The organism is Pseudacidovorax sp. RU35E, assembly GCF_900156165.1.
Lineage (GTDB): Bacteria > Pseudomonadota > Gammaproteobacteria > Burkholderiales > Burkholderiaceae_C > Xenophilus.
In genome coordinates this window covers 171,855-188,239 of record NZ_FTMY01000009.1, presented here as the reverse complement: position 1 = coordinate 188,239, position 16,385 = coordinate 171,855, and the positions used below count along the sequence as shown (strand labels likewise).

The 16,385-nt window shown below is 66.8% G+C and carries 16 protein-coding genes; 6 read left to right on the top strand and 10 right to left on the bottom strand.

All coding sequences use genetic code 11. The annotated features are described in order from the left end of the window. Positions 1-5: 5 nt before the first annotated feature. Positions 6-1,319, bottom strand: coding sequence for a Tol-Pal system beta propeller repeat protein TolB (gene tolB / locus BXA03_RS17565; protein ID WP_076510189.1), 1,314 nt, complete (start codon positions 1,317-1,319; stop codon positions 6-8). Between the two features lie 174 nt (positions 1,320-1,493). Here tolB and msbA point away from each other — a divergent pair, with 174 nt between their 5' ends. Then, on the top strand, positions 1,494-3,263 hold the full coding sequence (msbA, locus tag BXA03_RS17560; RefSeq protein WP_076510187.1) for a lipid A export permease/ATP-binding protein MsbA: 1,770 nt from the start codon (positions 1,494-1,496) through the stop codon (positions 3,261-3,263). 201 nt (positions 3,264-3,464) lie between these two features. Then, complete coding sequence (locus BXA03_RS17555; RefSeq protein WP_234983726.1) at positions 3,465-4,739, top strand: sensor domain-containing phosphodiesterase; 1,275 nt, start codon at positions 3,465-3,467, stop codon at positions 4,737-4,739. A gap of 40 nt (positions 4,740-4,779) precedes the next feature. On the opposite strand, the gene rng is transcribed toward BXA03_RS17555, so the two are convergent. The 8 genes from rng to BXA03_RS17515 are packed head-to-tail and all read right to left on the bottom strand — an operon-like array spanning position 4,780 to position 11,647. Next, positions 4,780-6,324 carry a ribonuclease G gene (rng, locus tag BXA03_RS17550; protein WP_076510183.1) on the bottom strand — a complete coding sequence of 515 codons (1,545 nt, stop codon included), beginning with the start codon at positions 6,322-6,324 and terminating at the stop codon, positions 4,780-4,782. Between the two features lie 12 nt (positions 6,325-6,336). Further along, the gene (locus tag BXA03_RS17545; RefSeq protein ID WP_076510181.1) at positions 6,337-6,954 is read right to left on the bottom strand and encodes a Maf family protein; all 618 of its coding nucleotides are present in this window, start codon (positions 6,952-6,954) and stop codon (positions 6,337-6,339) included. After that, positions 6,947-7,414: a 23S rRNA (pseudouridine(1915)-N(3))-methyltransferase RlmH gene (gene rlmH, locus BXA03_RS17540; protein WP_076510179.1), complete on the bottom strand. Its 468-nt coding sequence runs from the start codon at positions 7,412-7,414 to the stop codon at positions 6,947-6,949. Before rlmH ends, BXA03_RS17545 begins: the two co-directional genes overlap by 8 nt. Continuing rightward, the gene (gene rsfS, locus BXA03_RS17535) at positions 7,411-8,100 is read right to left on the bottom strand and encodes a ribosome silencing factor (RefSeq protein ID WP_076510177.1); all 690 of its coding nucleotides are present in this window, start codon (positions 8,098-8,100) and stop codon (positions 7,411-7,413) included. The genes rlmH and rsfS overlap by 4 nt, the downstream gene beginning before the upstream one ends. Beyond that, complete coding sequence (gene nadD, locus BXA03_RS17530) at positions 8,090-8,716, bottom strand: nicotinate (nicotinamide) nucleotide adenylyltransferase (protein WP_076510175.1); 627 nt, start codon at positions 8,714-8,716, stop codon at positions 8,090-8,092. Before nadD ends, rsfS begins: the two co-directional genes overlap by 11 nt. Further along, positions 8,707-9,621, bottom strand: coding sequence for an oxygen-dependent coproporphyrinogen oxidase (hemF, locus tag BXA03_RS17525; protein ID WP_200803397.1), 915 nt, complete (start codon positions 9,619-9,621; stop codon positions 8,707-8,709). The genes nadD and hemF overlap by 10 nt, the downstream gene beginning before the upstream one ends. Continuing rightward, positions 9,621-10,916 (bottom strand): phosphoribosylamine--glycine ligase, encoded by a 1,296-nt coding sequence (purD, locus tag BXA03_RS17520; RefSeq protein ID WP_076510173.1) that lies wholly within the window; start codon positions 10,914-10,916, stop codon positions 9,621-9,623. The genes hemF and purD overlap by 1 nt, the downstream gene beginning before the upstream one ends. Continuing rightward, positions 10,916-11,647 (bottom strand): YebC/PmpR family DNA-binding transcriptional regulator, encoded by a 732-nt coding sequence (locus BXA03_RS17515; protein ID WP_076510171.1) that lies wholly within the window; start codon positions 11,645-11,647, stop codon positions 10,916-10,918. Before BXA03_RS17515 ends, purD begins: the two co-directional genes overlap by 1 nt. 118 nt (positions 11,648-11,765) lie before the next feature. Between BXA03_RS17515 and BXA03_RS17510 the strand changes: the two genes are divergently transcribed. From BXA03_RS17510 to BXA03_RS17495, 4 genes are read left to right on the top strand one after another with little or no spacing between them, the layout of a single operon-like run. Then, positions 11,766-13,124 carry an NAD(P)/FAD-dependent oxidoreductase gene (locus tag BXA03_RS17510; protein WP_076510169.1) on the top strand — a complete coding sequence of 453 codons (1,359 nt, stop codon included), beginning with the start codon at positions 11,766-11,768 and terminating at the stop codon, positions 13,122-13,124. Beyond that, positions 13,121-14,281 carry a chorismate transformation FkbO/Hyg5 family protein gene (locus tag BXA03_RS17505; protein ID WP_143476351.1) on the top strand — a complete coding sequence of 387 codons (1,161 nt, stop codon included), beginning with the start codon at positions 13,121-13,123 and terminating at the stop codon, positions 14,279-14,281. Before BXA03_RS17510 ends, BXA03_RS17505 begins: the two co-directional genes overlap by 4 nt. Before the next feature lie 39 nt (positions 14,282-14,320). After that, positions 14,321-15,124: a lysophospholipid acyltransferase family protein gene (locus BXA03_RS17500; protein WP_076510166.1), complete on the top strand. Its 804-nt coding sequence runs from the start codon at positions 14,321-14,323 to the stop codon at positions 15,122-15,124. Further along, positions 15,091-15,867, top strand: a complete 777-nt coding sequence (locus BXA03_RS17495; protein ID WP_076510164.1) for a glycosyltransferase family 2 protein — start codon at positions 15,091-15,093, stop codon at positions 15,865-15,867. The genes BXA03_RS17500 and BXA03_RS17495 overlap by 34 nt, the downstream gene beginning before the upstream one ends. 1 nt (position 15,868) lies before the next feature. On the opposite strand, the gene BXA03_RS17490 is transcribed toward BXA03_RS17495, so the two are convergent. Further along, the gene (locus BXA03_RS17490) at positions 15,869-16,345 is read right to left on the bottom strand and encodes a GAF domain-containing protein (RefSeq protein WP_076510163.1); all 477 of its coding nucleotides are present in this window, start codon (positions 16,343-16,345) and stop codon (positions 15,869-15,871) included. Between the last annotated feature and the right edge of the window lie 40 nt (positions 16,346-16,385).

Genomic DNA, 16,385 nt, shown 5'->3' with positions numbered 1-16,385 from the left:
AAAAATCATTGCTTTTGGAAGGGGCCCCAGTCCGGTTCCCGGATGTCCCCCGCCTTCCCCGCCAGTCGCGCCTTGATCTTGCCGTCAAGTGTGGTGGTCATCAGCGCTTCTCTGCCCTGAATCTGGGTCGAATAGACGAGCAGCTTTCCATTGGGTGCAAAGCTGGGGCTCTCGTCGTTCGCGGTGTCGGTGATGGCCGTGGCGTTGCCGGTGGCGAGTTCCATCACATGGAGCTTGAAGGCTCCGCCCACGCGCGAGATGTAGGCCAACCACCGTCCGTCGGGACTGATGGCGGGCGAGATGTTGTAGGACCCCGAGAAGGTCACGCGCACCGGCGCGCCACCGCTGGCCGGCATCTTGTAGATCTGCGGTGCACCGCCCCGGTCGCTGACGAAGTAGATGGAACTGCCATCTGCCGTGTAGGTGGGCTCGGTGTCGATGCTGCTGCTCTGCGTCAGGCGCCGCGGCTCGCCGCCGGAGGCAGGAATCGTGTAGAGCTGCGAGCCGCCATCGCGGCTGAGGGTCACGGCCAGGCTGCGGCCGTCGGGCGACCAGGCTGGCGCGCTGTTGGAACCGCGGAAGTTCGCCACCAGGCGCCGCTGTCCGTTCGCCACCGTGTGCACATAAACCACGGGCTTGCGCGACTCGAAGGACACATAGGCCAGTTCGCCGCCGCTCGGCGACCAGACAGGCGAGATGATCGGCTCGGGACTGGCCAGTGCCGCCTGGGCGTTCTCGCCATCGGCGTCGGCAACCCACAGCGTGTAGCGGCCCGAGGCGCGGGTGACGTAGGCGATGCGGGTGGAGAAGACACCTTTCTCGCCGGTCAGCTTCTCGTACACATAGTCGGCGATACGGTGCGAGGCGAGGCGAAGGTCGGCCTCGGGCACGGTGTAGCTCTGGCCGCCAAGGTCCTGGCCGCGCACCACGTCCCACAGGCGAAAGCGCACGTCCCAGCGGCCATCGGCCAGCCGCGTGACACTGCCCGCGACCAGCGAGTCGGCCGTCCGTTGACGCCAGACGGCCAGATCGGGGCGGCTGTTCTCGTCCAGCGCCTGGCCGGACGCATCGACGCCGCGGAACTGGCCACTGCGCTCGAGGTCGGCCTGGACGATCGTGGAGATCTTTTGAGGAGACGTTTCCTCTCCCCGGAAGGGCACCAGCGCGATGGGCAGCTGGGTGAGGCCCACACCCGAGACTTCGACGCGGAACTGAGCCAGGGCGGGAAGGACCGGCACGGCGGCGAACGCGGTGATCAGCGTGCGGCGGGCGAGGGTCGGGAAGGCGGGGGAAGACTGCGACGGCGACGAAGTATTCATGCAGCTCGGAGGAATGTGCGCCTGGAAAGTTTCAAATCCGGGTCGCTGGCCCAGGCGCGAAGCAAGCGATGTTACACCTCGGCTCTCCGCGCAAACCCGGGCTTGCGCGCCGATTTCGAATCTGTCCTACAGCCCCCAAGGCCCTTGCAAGCGGCGCCCGTAGAATCCACCGCCATGTCGACCTCCCCTGCCGACGCGCCTGCGCGAGCACCCTTGACTCGCCGGCTCGCCCGGCTCATGACGTGGTTCGGCGGTTCGCGTCGCTGGTGGGTATTGGCCCTGGTGATGTCCGTCATGGCCGCCGTCACCGAACCCCTGATGCCCGCCTTGCTCAAGCCCCTGCTGGACCGGGGCTTCGCACGTGGCCAGCTGGCCCTGTGGATGGTGCCCACGGCCATCATCCTGCTCTTTGCGGTGCGTGGCGTGGCGCAGTTCGTGTCGCAGTACGCGCTGGCACGCATCGCCAACGAAGGCATGCAGCGCATGCGCAGCGTGCTGTTCGAGCGCATGCTGGCGGCCGATCTCGGACTCTTCTCGCGCCAGTCGGCCAGCACCTTGTCGAACACCATCGTCTACGAAGTGCAGACCGGCGCCATGCTGCTGGTGCAGGCGCTGCTGAGCATCTCTCGCGATGGCTTCACCGTGGTGGCGCTGCTGTTCTACCTGCTCTTCCTGAACTGGAAGCTCACGCTGGTCGTGGCAGTGCTGGTGCCAGGGGTCTCGTGGATCATGAAGGCGCTGTCGCGACGGCTCTACAGCCTGACCTTGATGGGTCAGCAGGCCACGGACGAGCTGGCCTACGTGGTGGAGGAGAACGTCCTGGCCCACCGCATGGTTCGTCTGCACGGCGCACAGGCCGGCCAGTCGGCGCGCTTCGACAGGCTCAGCCACAGCCTCAACCGGCTGGCGGTGAAGTCGACCATCGCCTCGGCCGCCATGACGCCGCTGACGCAGCTCTTCGCGGCGGTCGCGCTGTCGGTGGTGGTCATGATCGCGCTCTGGCAGAGCGGCGACCGCGGGCTGACGGTCGGCGGTTTCGTGGCCTACATCACGGCCATGCTGATGTTGATTGCGCCGATCCGTCGCCTTGCGGACATGGCGAATCCCATCACCCGGGGACTCGCCGCGCTCGAGCGCGGCCTGGGGCTGATGGACGGCACCCCGGTCGAGACCGACGGCCACTTCGAGATGGCGCGGGCAGAGGGCCGCGTCGAACTGCGCGGCGTCCAGGTGCGCTACCGCGAGGATGCCGGCATGGCGCTCGACGGCATCGACCTGAGTGTGGCCCCAGGCGAAATCGTCGCGCTGGTCGGGCCTTCAGGCTCCGGCAAGACGACGATGGTCAACCTCCTGCCGCGATTCGTTCATCCGAGTGCGGGCCAGGTCCTGCTCGATGGCCACGACGTGGCCGAATGGACGCTGCGCAGCCTGCGCAGCCAGTTTGCGCTGGTGAGCCAGGATGTGGTCATGCTCAACGACACGCTGGCCGCCAACGTGGCCCTGGGCGCCGCTCGGATCGACCGGGCCCGCGTACTGCAATGCGTCGAGGCGGCCAATCTCGCGTCGCATGTGGAGCGCCTGCCGCAAGGCATCGACACGGTGCTGGGCCATAACGCCACGGAGCTCTCCGGCGGGCAGCGGCAGCGGCTGGCGATCGCCCGTGCGCTCTACCGCGACGCGCCGGTGTTGCTGCTGGACGAGGCCACTTCCGCGCTCGATACCGAATCCGAACGGCTGGTGCAGGACGCCCTGCAGCGCCTCATGCAGGGACGCACGACGCTGATCGTGGCGCACCGCCTGTCCACCATCCAGCATGCCGACCGCATCGTGGTGATGGACCGTGGCCGCATCGTCGAGCAGGGCAGCCACGCGGAGCTGATGGTGCGCGATGGCCTCTATGCGCGCCTTCAGGCGCCTCGCGCCTCGACACCTGCCGAAGCCTGAGGACCGCCTGCCGCGGCCTGTCTTCTTGCGCGACCCATGCGGGACTTCGCGATACGCAGCGCACGCGCCACAGCGTCCAGGTGTTTGTCCTACGTCTCGACCAAATGGAGCAGACCAAAGGGCTCAGGTGATCTACGAAGTGGCGGAAACTTAACAGAATGTTAATCTGACGCTTCAGTGGTGTGCCGGTCGGGCCGACACATGGAGACGATGACGAGATACGAAGGATTGGCAATGCAGCTCCCGACAGCAGCACCTGCCGGTGCCTTGGGTGCTCCTGGTGAATTCGGCAGAGTGGACCCCGCTGCAGAAGGAATCCATGGCGTGCTTGCGGCCGTGCGGCGGCATCTGGGCATGGATGTGGCGTTCATCTCGCACTTCGAGACCGAGGAGCGGGCGTTCGAGTACGTGGACTGTGCGCCCAACGGCCCCCTGCGTGCAAATCAGCGGATGCCGCTCTCGGAGGGCTATTGCCTCAAGGTGGTCCGCGGCGAATTGCCCGAGTGCATCCCAGACACCTCCAAGCTCGAGGCCGCCCTCCAGATTCCGCAGACCGCGGCAGTGCCCATCGGCTCGCACCTGAGCGTGCCGGTACGGCTGAAGGACGGCAGCATCTACGGCACCCTCTGCTGTTTCAGTTACCTGCCCAACCCGGCCCTCGGCGAGCGGGAGATGCGCCTGATGCATGCCTTTGCCGAGGTGGTCGCCTTGCGCATGGATGAGCGCTCTGCCCTTCAGCGGGCGCGTGAGAGCGCTGCGCGCGAAGTGCGGCAGGCCATGGCACAGGGCGCGCCGCGCATCGTCTTCCAGCCGGTCTATAGCATCGCGCAGCGGGCAGTGCGGGCGTTCGAGTGTCTGTCGCGCTTCGACATCGCCCCCAAACGTCCGCCGGACGAATGGTTCCGTGTGGCCGACGAATCAGGCTTCGGCCTGCCGCTGGAGCTCCATGCCATCGAGAAGGCCCTGACAAGCCTGGATGACTTCCCCGGTCACTGTTCGCTCAGCGTGAACTGCTCACCGAGCCTCGTGCTCTCGGGACGTCTGGAGCCCGTGCTGTCGGCCCTCAACACGCCATCCCGGGTGACGCTGGAAATCACAGAACACGCCATCGTCCAGGACTATGCGGCTTTGGCCGCCGCCCTCGCACCATTGCGCGCTCTCGGCATCGGCGTGGCCGTCGACGACGCCGGTGCGGGCTACGCGAGCATGCGCCACATCCTCAACTTGGCCCCGGACATCATCAAGCTCGACATGAGCCTGACGCGCAACATCCACGAGGACGGCAAGCGCCGCGCTCTGGCCAAGGGCCTGACCAGCTTCGCGCACGAGATCGACAGTCTGGTCATTGCCGAAGGGGTGGAATCGGGGGCCGAACTGGAGATGCTCCAGCGGCTGGATGTGGACTGCGCCCAGGGCTACTTCCTGGCCAGACCACTGGCCCTGCAGGACGCCCTGACCTTCAGCATGACGCACTAGGCTGCGTCTCTGTCGAGCCCCCTTGCCGGGCCTTGCAGGATCAGAGCAGGACGATGTCGTACTGGCCCTGCCCCATCGCGGACTCCGCCTGCAGGGAGATCGGCTTGCCGATGAAGTCCGACAGCCCTGCCAGATGCTGGCTTTCCTCGTCGAGGAAAAGCTCGATCACCGCCGGCGAAGAGACGATGCGGAACTCGCGTGGCGTGAACTGCCGCGCCTCGCGCAGGATCTCGCGCAGCACCTCGTAAGCCACCGTACGTGCGGTCTTGACGATGCCCTGCCCCCCGCAGGCGACGCAGGGCTCGCACAGCATATGGGCCAGCGACTCGCGCGTCCGCTTGCGCGTCATCTCCACCAATCCCAGTTGCGAGAAGCCGCTGGCGGTCGTCTTGACCCGATCCCGGCCGAGTTGCTTGCGCAGTTCGGCCAGCACCTGCTCGCGGTGGTCGTTGCGGCTCATGTCGATGAAGTCGACGATCACGATGCCACCGAGATTGCGAAGACGCAGCTGCCGCGCAATGGCCAGCGCCGCCTCCAGATTGGTCTTGAAGACGGTGTCGTCGAAGTTGCGCGCGCCGACGAAGGCGCCCGTGTTGACGTCGATGGTGGTGAGTGCCTCGGTCTGGTCGATCACCAAGTAGCCGCCGGATTTGAGGTCCACCCGTCGGCCGAGCGCACGGACGATGTCCTCGTCGATGTTGAACAGGTCGAAGATCGGCCGCTCGCCGGTGTAGAGAGCCAGCTTCTCGACCGCCTTGGGCATGAACTCGGCGCCAAAGCGCACCAGCTTGTCGTGCTGCTCCCGTGAATCGATGCGGATGGTGGTCGTGTGATCGTCCACCAGGTCCCGCAGCACACGCTGGAGGAGGCTCAGGTCCTGGTGCAGCAGCGACACCGGAGGCATCTTGCCAGCGCGCTCGTGGATGCGGGTCCAGGTCTTTCGCAGGTAGGCAATGTCATCGGCCAGTTCGGCGTCGCTGGCGTCTTCGCCATTGGTGCGCAGGATGTAGCCGCCATGGTCGCGGGGCGGCGTCCCCTGCCCGGCCGGTGCCTGGACGGCGGCCTCTGCCAGCGTCTGCACGCGGCGACGCAGCGTGTCACGTTGCTCAGGCGGAATCTTCTGCGAAACGCCGATGTGGTTGTCCTGCGGCAGGAACACGAGCATGCGTCCGGCAATACTGATCTGCGTGGACAGCCGCGCGCCTTTCGTGCCGATCGGATCCTTGATCACCTGCACCAGCAGCGACTGACCCTCGAACACCTGCCGCTCGATGGGCACCACGGGTTGCTGCGGGCGGCCGCCTTCGCTGGTGGCCGGACGCGCTTCGGGCATCGGTGCGGTGCGCGAACCCGGGGTGAACGGCGCCACGAGGTCGGCGACGTGCAGGAAGGCCGTGCGCTCCAGCCCGATGTCGATGAACGCCGACTGCATGCCGGGCAGTACGCGGGAGACCTTGCCCAGGTACACGTTGCCGACGAGGCCGCGCTCCAGCGTACGCTCCACGTGCAATTCCTGCACGGCGCCATGCTCGACCACGGCGACGCGGGTCTCCTGGGGGGCCCAGTTGATGAGGATTTCTTGCATGGACTTGGCCGTTCAGGGGATGTGCCAGCCTGCCTGACGCAGCAGTTGGGCCGTCTCGAAGACCGGCAGGCCCATGATGCCCGAATGGCTGCCGGCGATGTGCGCGACCAGCGCACTGCCCAGTCCCTGGATGGCATAGGCGCCAGCCTTGCCCATGGGCTCGCCCGTCGCCACGTAGGCCTCGATCTGAGATCGCGTGAGTTCGGCGAAGCGGACCCGCGAAATGTTCAGCGCCTGCAGCCGGCGTCGCCCTGCCTGCACGGCGACGGCCGTCATCACACGGTGCGTACGGCCCGAGAGTGCGGCAAGGGTGGCACGCGCATCGGCCGGATCGGCCGGCTTGCCCAGGATGCGGCCGCCCAACGCCACGGTGGTGTCGGCGCACAGCACGGGCGCCATGGGCAATCCGCGCCGGCGCAGGCGGGCGACGGCCGCGTCCAGCTTGAGCCCGGTCACCCGCTGCACATAGGCGGTGGCAGCCTCACGCGGCAGCATCGCCTCCAGCGCCTCGGCGTCCTCTTCCGCGTCGGCCAGCAGCGGCTCGTGCCGGACATGCAGCAAGTCGAGCAACTGGGCCCGGCGAGGGCTCTGAGAGGCCAGGTAGACGAAGTCTGTGCGAGGTTTATTCACGGTGGTAAGGATGGCCGGCGTTGACCGACCACGCCCTGTAGAGCTGTTCGACCAACAGCACGCGCGCCATGGCATGGGGGAGAGTCAGGTCGGAAAGCCGGATGCGCTCGTGTGCGGCCGCCTTGAAGGCCGGCTCCAGCCCGTCGGGCCCGCCGATGACCAGCGCCACGTCGTCGCCCTCCCCCTGCCAGAACGACAGGCGGGAAGCCAAGGCTTTGGTGGTGAGCGCGGTGCCGCGCTCGTCGAGCGCGACGATGCGGGTGCCCCGAGGAATGGCCGCCTCGATGCGCTCGCGCTCAGCCGCGTAGAGCGTCTCGAGCGACTTGGAGCCGCGCGGCTCGGTCTTGACGGCCTTGAGCTCGAGCTTGAGCTCCGGCGGAAAGCGTTTGGCGTAATCGTCCCAGGCGGTCTGCGCCCAGTCGGGCATGCGCTGCCCGACGGCGACCACCAGCAACTTCATGCCTTCTTGCGGGCCGGCACCTTCTTGGAAGCCACCTTGCCACCCGGTGCGCCGACCACGACCTTCTTCGGGGCCACCTTCTTGGCAGCCGGCTTCCGGGCTGACTTTGCGGCCACGCTCCCGGCGCTCTTGCGTGCGGGCGCCTTGGATGCCGGCGCCTTGGGGGCTGCGGGTCTGGACGCGGCCTTCTTGGCCGCAGGCTTGCGGGCCGACGACGCGGCGGGTTCGGCACCGCCACTGGCGCCAGCGCGCTTGCGCGGCGCCTTCTTGGCCGGTGCCGGGGATTCGTCCGAAGAGACGCGCGCCGACGGCTTGGGCGCGCCGAACTTCACGCGCACCGGCTTGTCGCCCCAGATCTCTTCGAGGTGGTAGTAGGCGCGGATGTTGGGCTGCATGATGTGGGCCACGGCGGGGCCGCAGTCCACGATGATCCATTCGCCGTTGTCTTCGCCTTCGATGCGCGGCTTGTTGAAGCCGGCCTCCTTGACGGCCTCGCGCACGCTGGCGGCGAGGGCCTTGGTCTGGCGGTTGGACGAACCGGAGGCGACGATCACCCGCTCGAACAGCGGGGACAGGTGCTCCGTGTTGAAGACCTGGATGTCCTGTGCCTTGACGTCCTCCAGGCCATCGACGATGGCCCGCTGGAGTTTCTGGATGTCTTTCTTGGCGGAGGCGTCAGTGCTCATCAGGCGGGCTGTAGAGGTGGTGTTGTTCAATATAGCGTGCAACGGCAGGAGGAACCAGCGCCGCCACGTCCAGCCCCTGCGCTGCGCGCTGGCGGATCAGGGTGGCACTGGTGTCCTCAGGCGCAATGCGAAGGGATTCGAAACGGGCTTCGGCCGGCAGCCCGGGAAGACTGCGCGGATCGAAGACGATGGGCTGGCCCGCATCATCGATGCGTTCGGCCACCGCCACCGTGGCGATCTGCAGGATCTGCTGCCAGCCATGCCAGGTGGGCAGTGCCGCCGCCTGGTCGGTGCCGAGCATCAGCACCCACTCGACTTCGGGCTGTTCGAGCCGCAATTCTCGCAGGGTATCGAGCGTGTAGGTCGGACCGCTGCGCAAGGTCTCCCGCGCATCGACCTTCACGACACCCAGCGGCTCGAAAGCGAGCCGTGCCATGGCCACCCGGTCCGCCGCATCGCTAAGCGTGCGCGCCTTGTGCCAGGCATGGCCGGTGGGGAGCACCCGGAGCTCGCGCAGACGCAACTGGGAGAGGGCTGCGCGCGCCAACGCCACATGCGTGTTGTGCGGTGGATCGAAGGCACCGCCGAACACGCCCACGCGGGGTTTCAGAGCCATTCGCGGCGCGGCAGGAAGTCGGTGTAGAGCCGCGCCTCGGCCGAATCGGGTGCTTCCTCGCGGCGATAGGACCAGCTGGCCTGCGGCGGCATCGACAGCAGGATCGACTCGGTACGACCGCCCGACTGCAGACCGAAGTGCGTGCCGCGGTCCCACACCAGGTTGAATTCCACGTAGCGACCCCGACGGTAGAGCTGGAAATCGCGCTCGCGCGAGCCCCAGGGCGTGGCGCGCCGGCGCTCCACGATGGGCATGTAAGCAGGCAGGAAGGCATCGCCAACCGCCTGCAGCATGCCGAAGCTGTGCTCGAAGCCCAGCTCGGAGAAGTCATCGAAGAAGATGCCGCCGATGCCGCGCTGCTCGCCCCGATGCTTGAGGCAGAAATACTCGTCGCACCAGGCCTTGAAACGGAGGTATTTGTCCTCGCCGAATGGCGCAAGGGCATCGCGGCAGCTGCGGTGGAAGTGGACCGCGTCCTCCTCGAAGCCGTAATAGGGCGTGAGGTCCATGCCGCCGCCGAACCAGCACACGGGATCAGCGTCGCCAGGCAGCGCCGCGATCATGCGCACGTTCATGTGCACCGTCGGGACATACGGGTTGCGCGGATGGAAGACCAGCGAGACGCCCATGGCCTCGAAGGGCGCACCGGCCAGTTCGGGGCGATGCTGCGTGGCAGAAGGCGGCAGCCGCGGGCCCCGCACATGCGAGAAGCCGCAGCCCGCGCGCTCGAACAGATCGCCGCCTTCCAGGATGCAGGTCAGCCCATCACCCTGCAGCGGCTCATCGGGCGGCTTGCGCCAGGCATCGCGGACGGCACGCCCGCCGTCCGCCCTTTCGATGGTCTCGATGATGCGAGCCTGCAGACCGCGTAGCCAGTCGCCGACCGCCTGCGGCTCGGCCTGCATCAGGCGCCCTGCCCGCGCGCAGGCATCGCGCGATGGCCGATGTCCTTGCGGTACTGGACCCCGTCGAACCGCACCTGCGCCGCCACCTCGTAGGCGCGCTGCTGGGCCAGCTTGACGTTGTCGGCCAGCACCGTCACGCACATCACGCGACCGCCGCTGGTGAGCAATTTGCCGTCCTCCAGCGTGGTGCCGGCATGGAAGACCACCGCATCGGCAGCCTCCGCCGGCACGCCGCTGATGGCGTCACCCTTGCGCGGGTCCAGCGGATAACCGTGTGCGGCCAGGACCACACCCAACGCCGTGCGGCGGTCCCATTCCAGTTCCACCTGGTCCAGCGTGCCGTCGGTGGCATGCCAGAGCAGGTCGAACAGGTCGGACTTGAGGCGCATCATGATCGGCTGCGTCTCGGGGTCGCCCATGCGGCAGTTGAATTCGAGCGTCTTGGGATGGCCGGCGGCGTCGATCATCAGCCCGGCGTAGAGGAAACCCGTATAGGGAATGCCGTCGCGCTCCATGCCGCGGATGGTCGGCAGGATGATCTCGCGCATCACGCGGGCATGCACCTCGGCCGTCACCACGGGCGCCGGCGAATAGGCGCCCATGCCGCCGGTGTTCGGGCCCTGGTCGCCATCGAGCAGGCGCTTGTGGTCCTGGCTGGTGGCAAGGGCCGCGACGTTCTTGCCATCGCACAGCACGATGAAGCTCGCCTCTTCGCCGGCCAGGAACTCCTCGATGACGACGCGGGCCCCGCCCTCGTTGTGGCTGATGCCCAGCTTGTTGTCGAGCAGCATGAAGTCGATGGCCTCGTGCGCCTCGGCCAGCGACGTGGCCACGACCACGCCCTTGCCCGCCGCCAGGCCGTCGGCCTTGATGACGATGGGCGCGCCCTTGGCGTCCACATAGGCATGGGCGGCCGTGGCATCGGTGAAGGTGTCGTATTCCGCGGTGGGAATCTTGTGCCGCTTCATGAAGGCCTTGGAGAAGGCCTTGGAGCTTTCGAGCTGCGCCGCCGCCTTGGTCGGGCCGAAGATGCGCAGGCCATGGTCGCGGAATTCGTCGACCACGCCAGCCGCCAGCGGACCTTCCGGGCCGACGACCGTCAATGCAATTTTTTCCTGCTGCGCCCATTCGCGCAGCGCGGCCGGATCGGTGTGCGGCACCTGCACGAAACGCTTGTCGACGGCCGTGCCGCCGTTGCCGGGCGCCACATAGACCCGCGTGACGCGCTCGGAATGCGCAAGGCGCCAGGCCAGCGCATGCTCGCGTCCGCCGGCGCCGATGACCAGAACCTTCATCAGGACGCCTCCGCGATGGACGCGTTGTGGTAGACCTCCTGGACGTCGTCCAGGTCTTCGATCATATCGAGCAGCTTCTGCATGCGGGCGCCGTCCTCGCCACCGAGTTCGATGGTGTTCTCTGCACGCATGGTGACTTCTGCCAGTTCGGCCTTGAGGCCGGCGGCCTCGAGCGCATTCTTCACTGCCTCGAACTCGCCGGGCGCGGTGATGACCTCGATGGCACCCTCGTCGTCGCTGACCACGTCCTCGGCACCGGCTTCCAGCGCCACCTCCATGACCTTGTCCTCGTCCGTCCCCGGCGCGAACAGAATCATTCCGCAGTGTTTGAACTGGAAAGCCACCGAGCCCTCGGTGCCCATGTTGCCGCCGTACTTGGAGAACACGTGCCGGACCTCGGCGACGGTGCGCACACGGTTGTCGGTCATGGTGTCGACGATGATGGCGGCACCGCCGATGCCGTAGCCTTCGTAGCGGATTTCCTCGTACTGCACGCCTTCGAGGTTGCCCGTGGCCTTGTCGATGTTGCGCTTGATGGTGTCCGCCGGCATGTTCGCCGCCTTGGCCTTGTCCACAGCCAGGCGAAGCCGCGGATTGGCCGTGAGGTCACCGCCGCCCGTGCGCGCGGCCACCATGATTTCGCGGATGACGCGCGTCCAGATCTTGCCGCGCTTCTCGTCCTGCCGGCCTTTTCTGTGTTGAATGTTTGCCCACTTGCTGTGTCCGGCCATGACCTGATGCTCGCGTTTCTTGTCTGTCGTTACGGGTGGGCAATTTTACCGTCCGCAACGAAGCGTCCCCCCGGCGGGACGGCATACTCCGCGTTTTTCACGACACACCGACCGTTCCATGAGCACCGAATCCTCCAGCGCCGGCATGGCGACCGCAGACTCGGACAGCTGCGACGTCTTCGTGATCGGCGGCGGCCCGGCCGGGGCCACGGCCGCCGCGCTGCTGGCGCGCCAGGGCCGGCGGGTGGTGATGGCCGAGAAGGCGCACCACCCGCGCTTCCACATCGGCGAATCGCTGCTGCCCGCCAACGCGGAACTGTTCGACCGACTCGGCGTGCGCGAAGAGGTCGAGCGCGTCGGCATGGCCAAGTGGGGCGCGGAGTTCGTCTCGCAGGAGCACGGGCGCAGCGTCCGCCTCGGTTTTGGCGAGGGATGGGACAAGAAGCTCACCCACGCCTGGCAGGTTCGCCGGTCCGACCTGGACGAAATTCTGTTCCGCCATGCAGCGAAGGAAGGCGCGACGACGCTGGAGGGATGCCGCGTGCGGGAGGTCGCCTTCGACGACCAGGGGGCCACTGTCCAGGCCACGCTGGACGACGGCAGCTCGCGCCAATGGCGCGCTCGCTTCGTGATCGACGCATCCGGCCGCGACACCTTCATGGCCAACCGCTTGAAGTCCAAGCTCAAGAACCCGCGCCACAACAGCTCGGCCCTGTTCGGCCACTTCCGCAATGCCTGGCGGGCCGAGGGCATGTACGAGGGCTACATCACCATCTTCTGGTTCAAGCACGGATGGTTCTGGTACATCCCGCTGGCCGACGGCACCGTCAGCGTCGGGGCCGTATGCTGGCCCTACTACCTCAAGTCGAGGGACAAGCCGCTCAAGGAGTTCTTCGCCGACACCATCGCCATGAGCCCGGAGCTTTCCGAGCGGCTCAAGGACGCAGAGCTGGTCGACGACGCGGTCTACGCGACCGGAAACTACTCCTACAGCGGCACCCATTGCACCGGCGAGCGCTACCTGATGCTGGGGGATGCTTTCACCTTCATCGATCCGGTCTTTTCGTCAGGCGTGTATCTGGCGATGCACAGCGCCTTCGAAGGTGCCGGGCTCGTGGCCACCGCGTTGGACCAGCCGGAGCGCGCCCCTGCCGCGCGGCGGGCCTTCGAGCGCTACATGCGCAAGGGCCCGAAGGAGTTCTCCTGGTTCATCTTCCGCGTCACCAACCCGACGATGCGGGAGTTCTTCATGTATCCGCAGAACCCCTTCCGGGTGAAGGAAGCACTGATGTCGCTGCTGGCGGGCGACATCCACAAAGGCACGCCCATCTGGCGGTCGCTGCGCATCCTCAAGACCATGTACTACGCCGTCTCCGCTGCCCACCCGCGACGCACATGGCATGCCTGGCAGCGACGCCGTCGCAACATCCGCGACCTGGGCCCGCTGGCGGGTGAGAACGTACTCGAGCGCCGATGAGCACTGCTTCGTTGCCCATTGCTGACGCCCTCCCCGGCGCCCGGGGGAGCCTCGGCGCCGACACGGAACTCGGACCATCCCCAGCGCCGGGCTTTCAACGTTGGCCTCTCAGCGATGCGGCCGCCGTTGAGCCCGGCCGCGTGCTGGGGGGATTGGTCTACGGCCTCGTCGACGAACCAGACGCCCTGCCCAAGGGATTCGCCACAGTGCCAGCGGCGGTGTTGCTGCACCGGCAGGTGTCTGCCGACGTGTGGCTGGCAGCCGGCTCGGTGGAGTCCGGACGCGCGGGTTGCGTCCGCTGGCGTCATGATGGCCAGCACCTGTTCGGCACCATCGATCTGGCCGAAGACAGCAGCGGACTCGAAGCGCTTGCCCGACGCGCCTATGCCGATCTGTTCGCCTGTCTGGCCCAGACGGGCTTTGTGCACCTGCATCGACTCTGGAACTACCTTCCGCGCATCAACGACGATGGGGGCGGGCTGGAGCGTTACCGTCAGTTCAACGCTGGCCGCCAGCAGGCTTTTCTGGATGCCAGGCAGCCTGCATTCGAAGGATCGCCCGCAGCCTGTGCGCTGGGCCTGCACCGCGGCGGACTGGTGCTGCGCTTCCTGGCCGGCAAGCTTCCACCCCAGCCGATCGAGAACCCACGCCAAACGCCCGCCTGGCGCTACCCCGCCGACTACGGTCCGCGCGCACCCACCTTTTCGCGCGCGGCCGTGGTGCACCAGCCGGGGGGAACGAAGCAGCTGTTCGTCTCGGGCACCGCCAGCATCGTTGGGCACGCCACTGTCCATGTGGACGACCTGCACGCCCAACTTGCGGAGACGCTGCGCAATCTTGACGCCGTGATGGCCGAAGCCAACCGGCATGGCGGCGGTGGATTCGCTCTGGCCGATTGCGATGCCGTGGTGTACGTTCGCCACCCTGCCGACGCGACCGAACTGCACGATCGGCTCGCTGTTGCCATCGGTCCGGACAGCCACTTCGTCCGTCGCGCAGTGTTCCTGCATGCCGACATCTGTCGTCGCGATCTGCTGCTAGAAATCGAAACCCACATGAGCATCGCCGATCGCTGCGCCCCTCCTACGCTGCCCCTCGAGGCCGGCGCGGGCGCCCAGCCTGGGCAGCTCCCGCATCCGGATGACACCAAGCGCTGACCCTTTCCGCCCGATCGCCCTACCCTGCCACTGTCCGTCATGAGAGTGGTCCTGCGCTTCGCCAAGGCGTTGTTGCTCGCGCCGCCGCTCTATCTGATGCTGTTGGGGTTGGGTCTCATGTCGCTCGCATGGAATCTGATGGCCATGCTGTTGTATCCGCTGCTGCCTGCGCGTTCTGGCCGGGCGGTGGGTCGGGCAGCCATCGCCTATGGCTACCGTCTGTTCTGGACCGTGGCCTGCGCATGCGGGCTGATGCGCATCGACGCCCGCTGCCTCTCGGCACTGCGCGACGAACGGGGCTTGGTGATCATTGCCAACCACCCGACGATGCTCGACGCACTGCTGCTGGTGGCCCACCTCCCGCGCAGTGCGTGCATCATGAAGGCGGCGCTGATGAAGAACGTATTCCTCGGCGCCGGTGCGCGCCTGGCGCGCTACATCCGGAATGATTCCGCTCGTGCGATGGTTCGGCTAGCGGTCGACGACCTGCGGGCGGGAGGTCAACTGGTCGTCTTCCCTGAGGGCACGCGCACCACGGGCGGAAGACTCAATGCCTTCCGGCCGGGCGTCACGCTGATCGCGCGGTTGGCCGACGCCCCGATCCAGACCGTATTCATCGACACCGATTCCCCGTACCTCGGCAAGGGTTGGCCCATCTGGCGCGTGCCACCACTGCCCATCGTGTTCAATCTTCGGCTCGGCGAGCGCTTCTCACCGATGGCGGACAGCAATGCCTTGACGGCACGGCTCGAACAATACTTCCAACAACACCTGACGCCCGGGGCCACCCCCGAGGCGGCTGCTGCCGAATGCCAGAGTCCTCGCGCACCCACCTTGTCCTGATTCCCAGCTACAACACAGGCCCCAAAGTCTTCGACACGGTGCGCGAGGCTCGGGCCCAGTGGAACCCGGTGTGGGTGGTCGTGGATGGCAGCACCGACGGCACGGCAGAGGTGTTGAAGCAGATGGCCTCTCAGGACACCGGCTTGCGCGTCTGGGTGCTCCCGAAGAACGAAGGCAAGGGCGCAGCCGTGATGCAGGGGCTGCGCACCGCAGCTGCGGAAGGATTCACGCATGCGCTCACCATGGATTCGGACGGTCAGCATCCGGCCTCGCTGATCCCCACCTTCATGGACTCATCGATCCGGCGACCTGAGACGATGGTGCTGGGAAAGCCTGTGTTCGACGCCAGCGCCCCGCTTTTGCGCGTGCGCGGCAGACGCATCTCGAATGGCTGGACACAGCTCGAGACGCTGTTCGCCGGCATCGGGGACTCTCTCTACGGCTTCCGGGTCTACCCCATCGCGGATCTGCTCGTGATCATGGAACGCCAACCCTGGATGCGGCGTTTCGATTTCGACACGGAGGCGGTCGTGCGCCTGGCCTGGCGTGGCGTCAAACCGATCAATGTGGATGCGCCGGTGAAGTATCTGAGCGCCGACGAGGGCGGCGTCTCCCACTTCCGGTACGGCCGCGACAACGTGCTGCTGACGTGGATGCACACGCGGCTGATGATCGAATTCGTCCTCCGCCTGCCCTTGCTGATGTGGCGGCGCCTGCGCGGCGCGCCGCCGTTTCAGCGCTGATTCAGGCCGCGGGCACCGGCACGCCCGCCGAGCGCGAGCGCAGGAAGGCGGGTATCACCCGCGCGACGCGCTGCATGGTGGCGAACTCCGTGTCGTTGAGTTCTTTGCTGGCTGGGTCGAAATGGCACAGTGAGCCGAACAACTGGCCGCTGTCGTCGAGAACGGGCACGCCGTGATAGCTGAGCAGCACGCCTTGGTAGACGTGCCCATCCAGGCGATGGTCCGTCGCGGTGTCGCCACTGCGGAACTCACCTTCACGCAGAACATACTGGCAGAAGCTGTCCTGGAAAGGCACTGCCGCCAGATGCTCGGGACGCGCTTCGCCCGCTTTGTCGACGAGCGCGAGATTGCGCATCAGGTTGCCCTCGAATCGATATACGCCGGTGTACCGGTGCGGCACACGCGCGTTGAGCTCACGCAGGCCGGCTTCAAGACCGTCGATCTCGCAGATGCGGACAAACCACTGAATTTCATTCATCGGGAGCACTTTCGCAGAGGCAGCGATTGTCGGCCTTTGG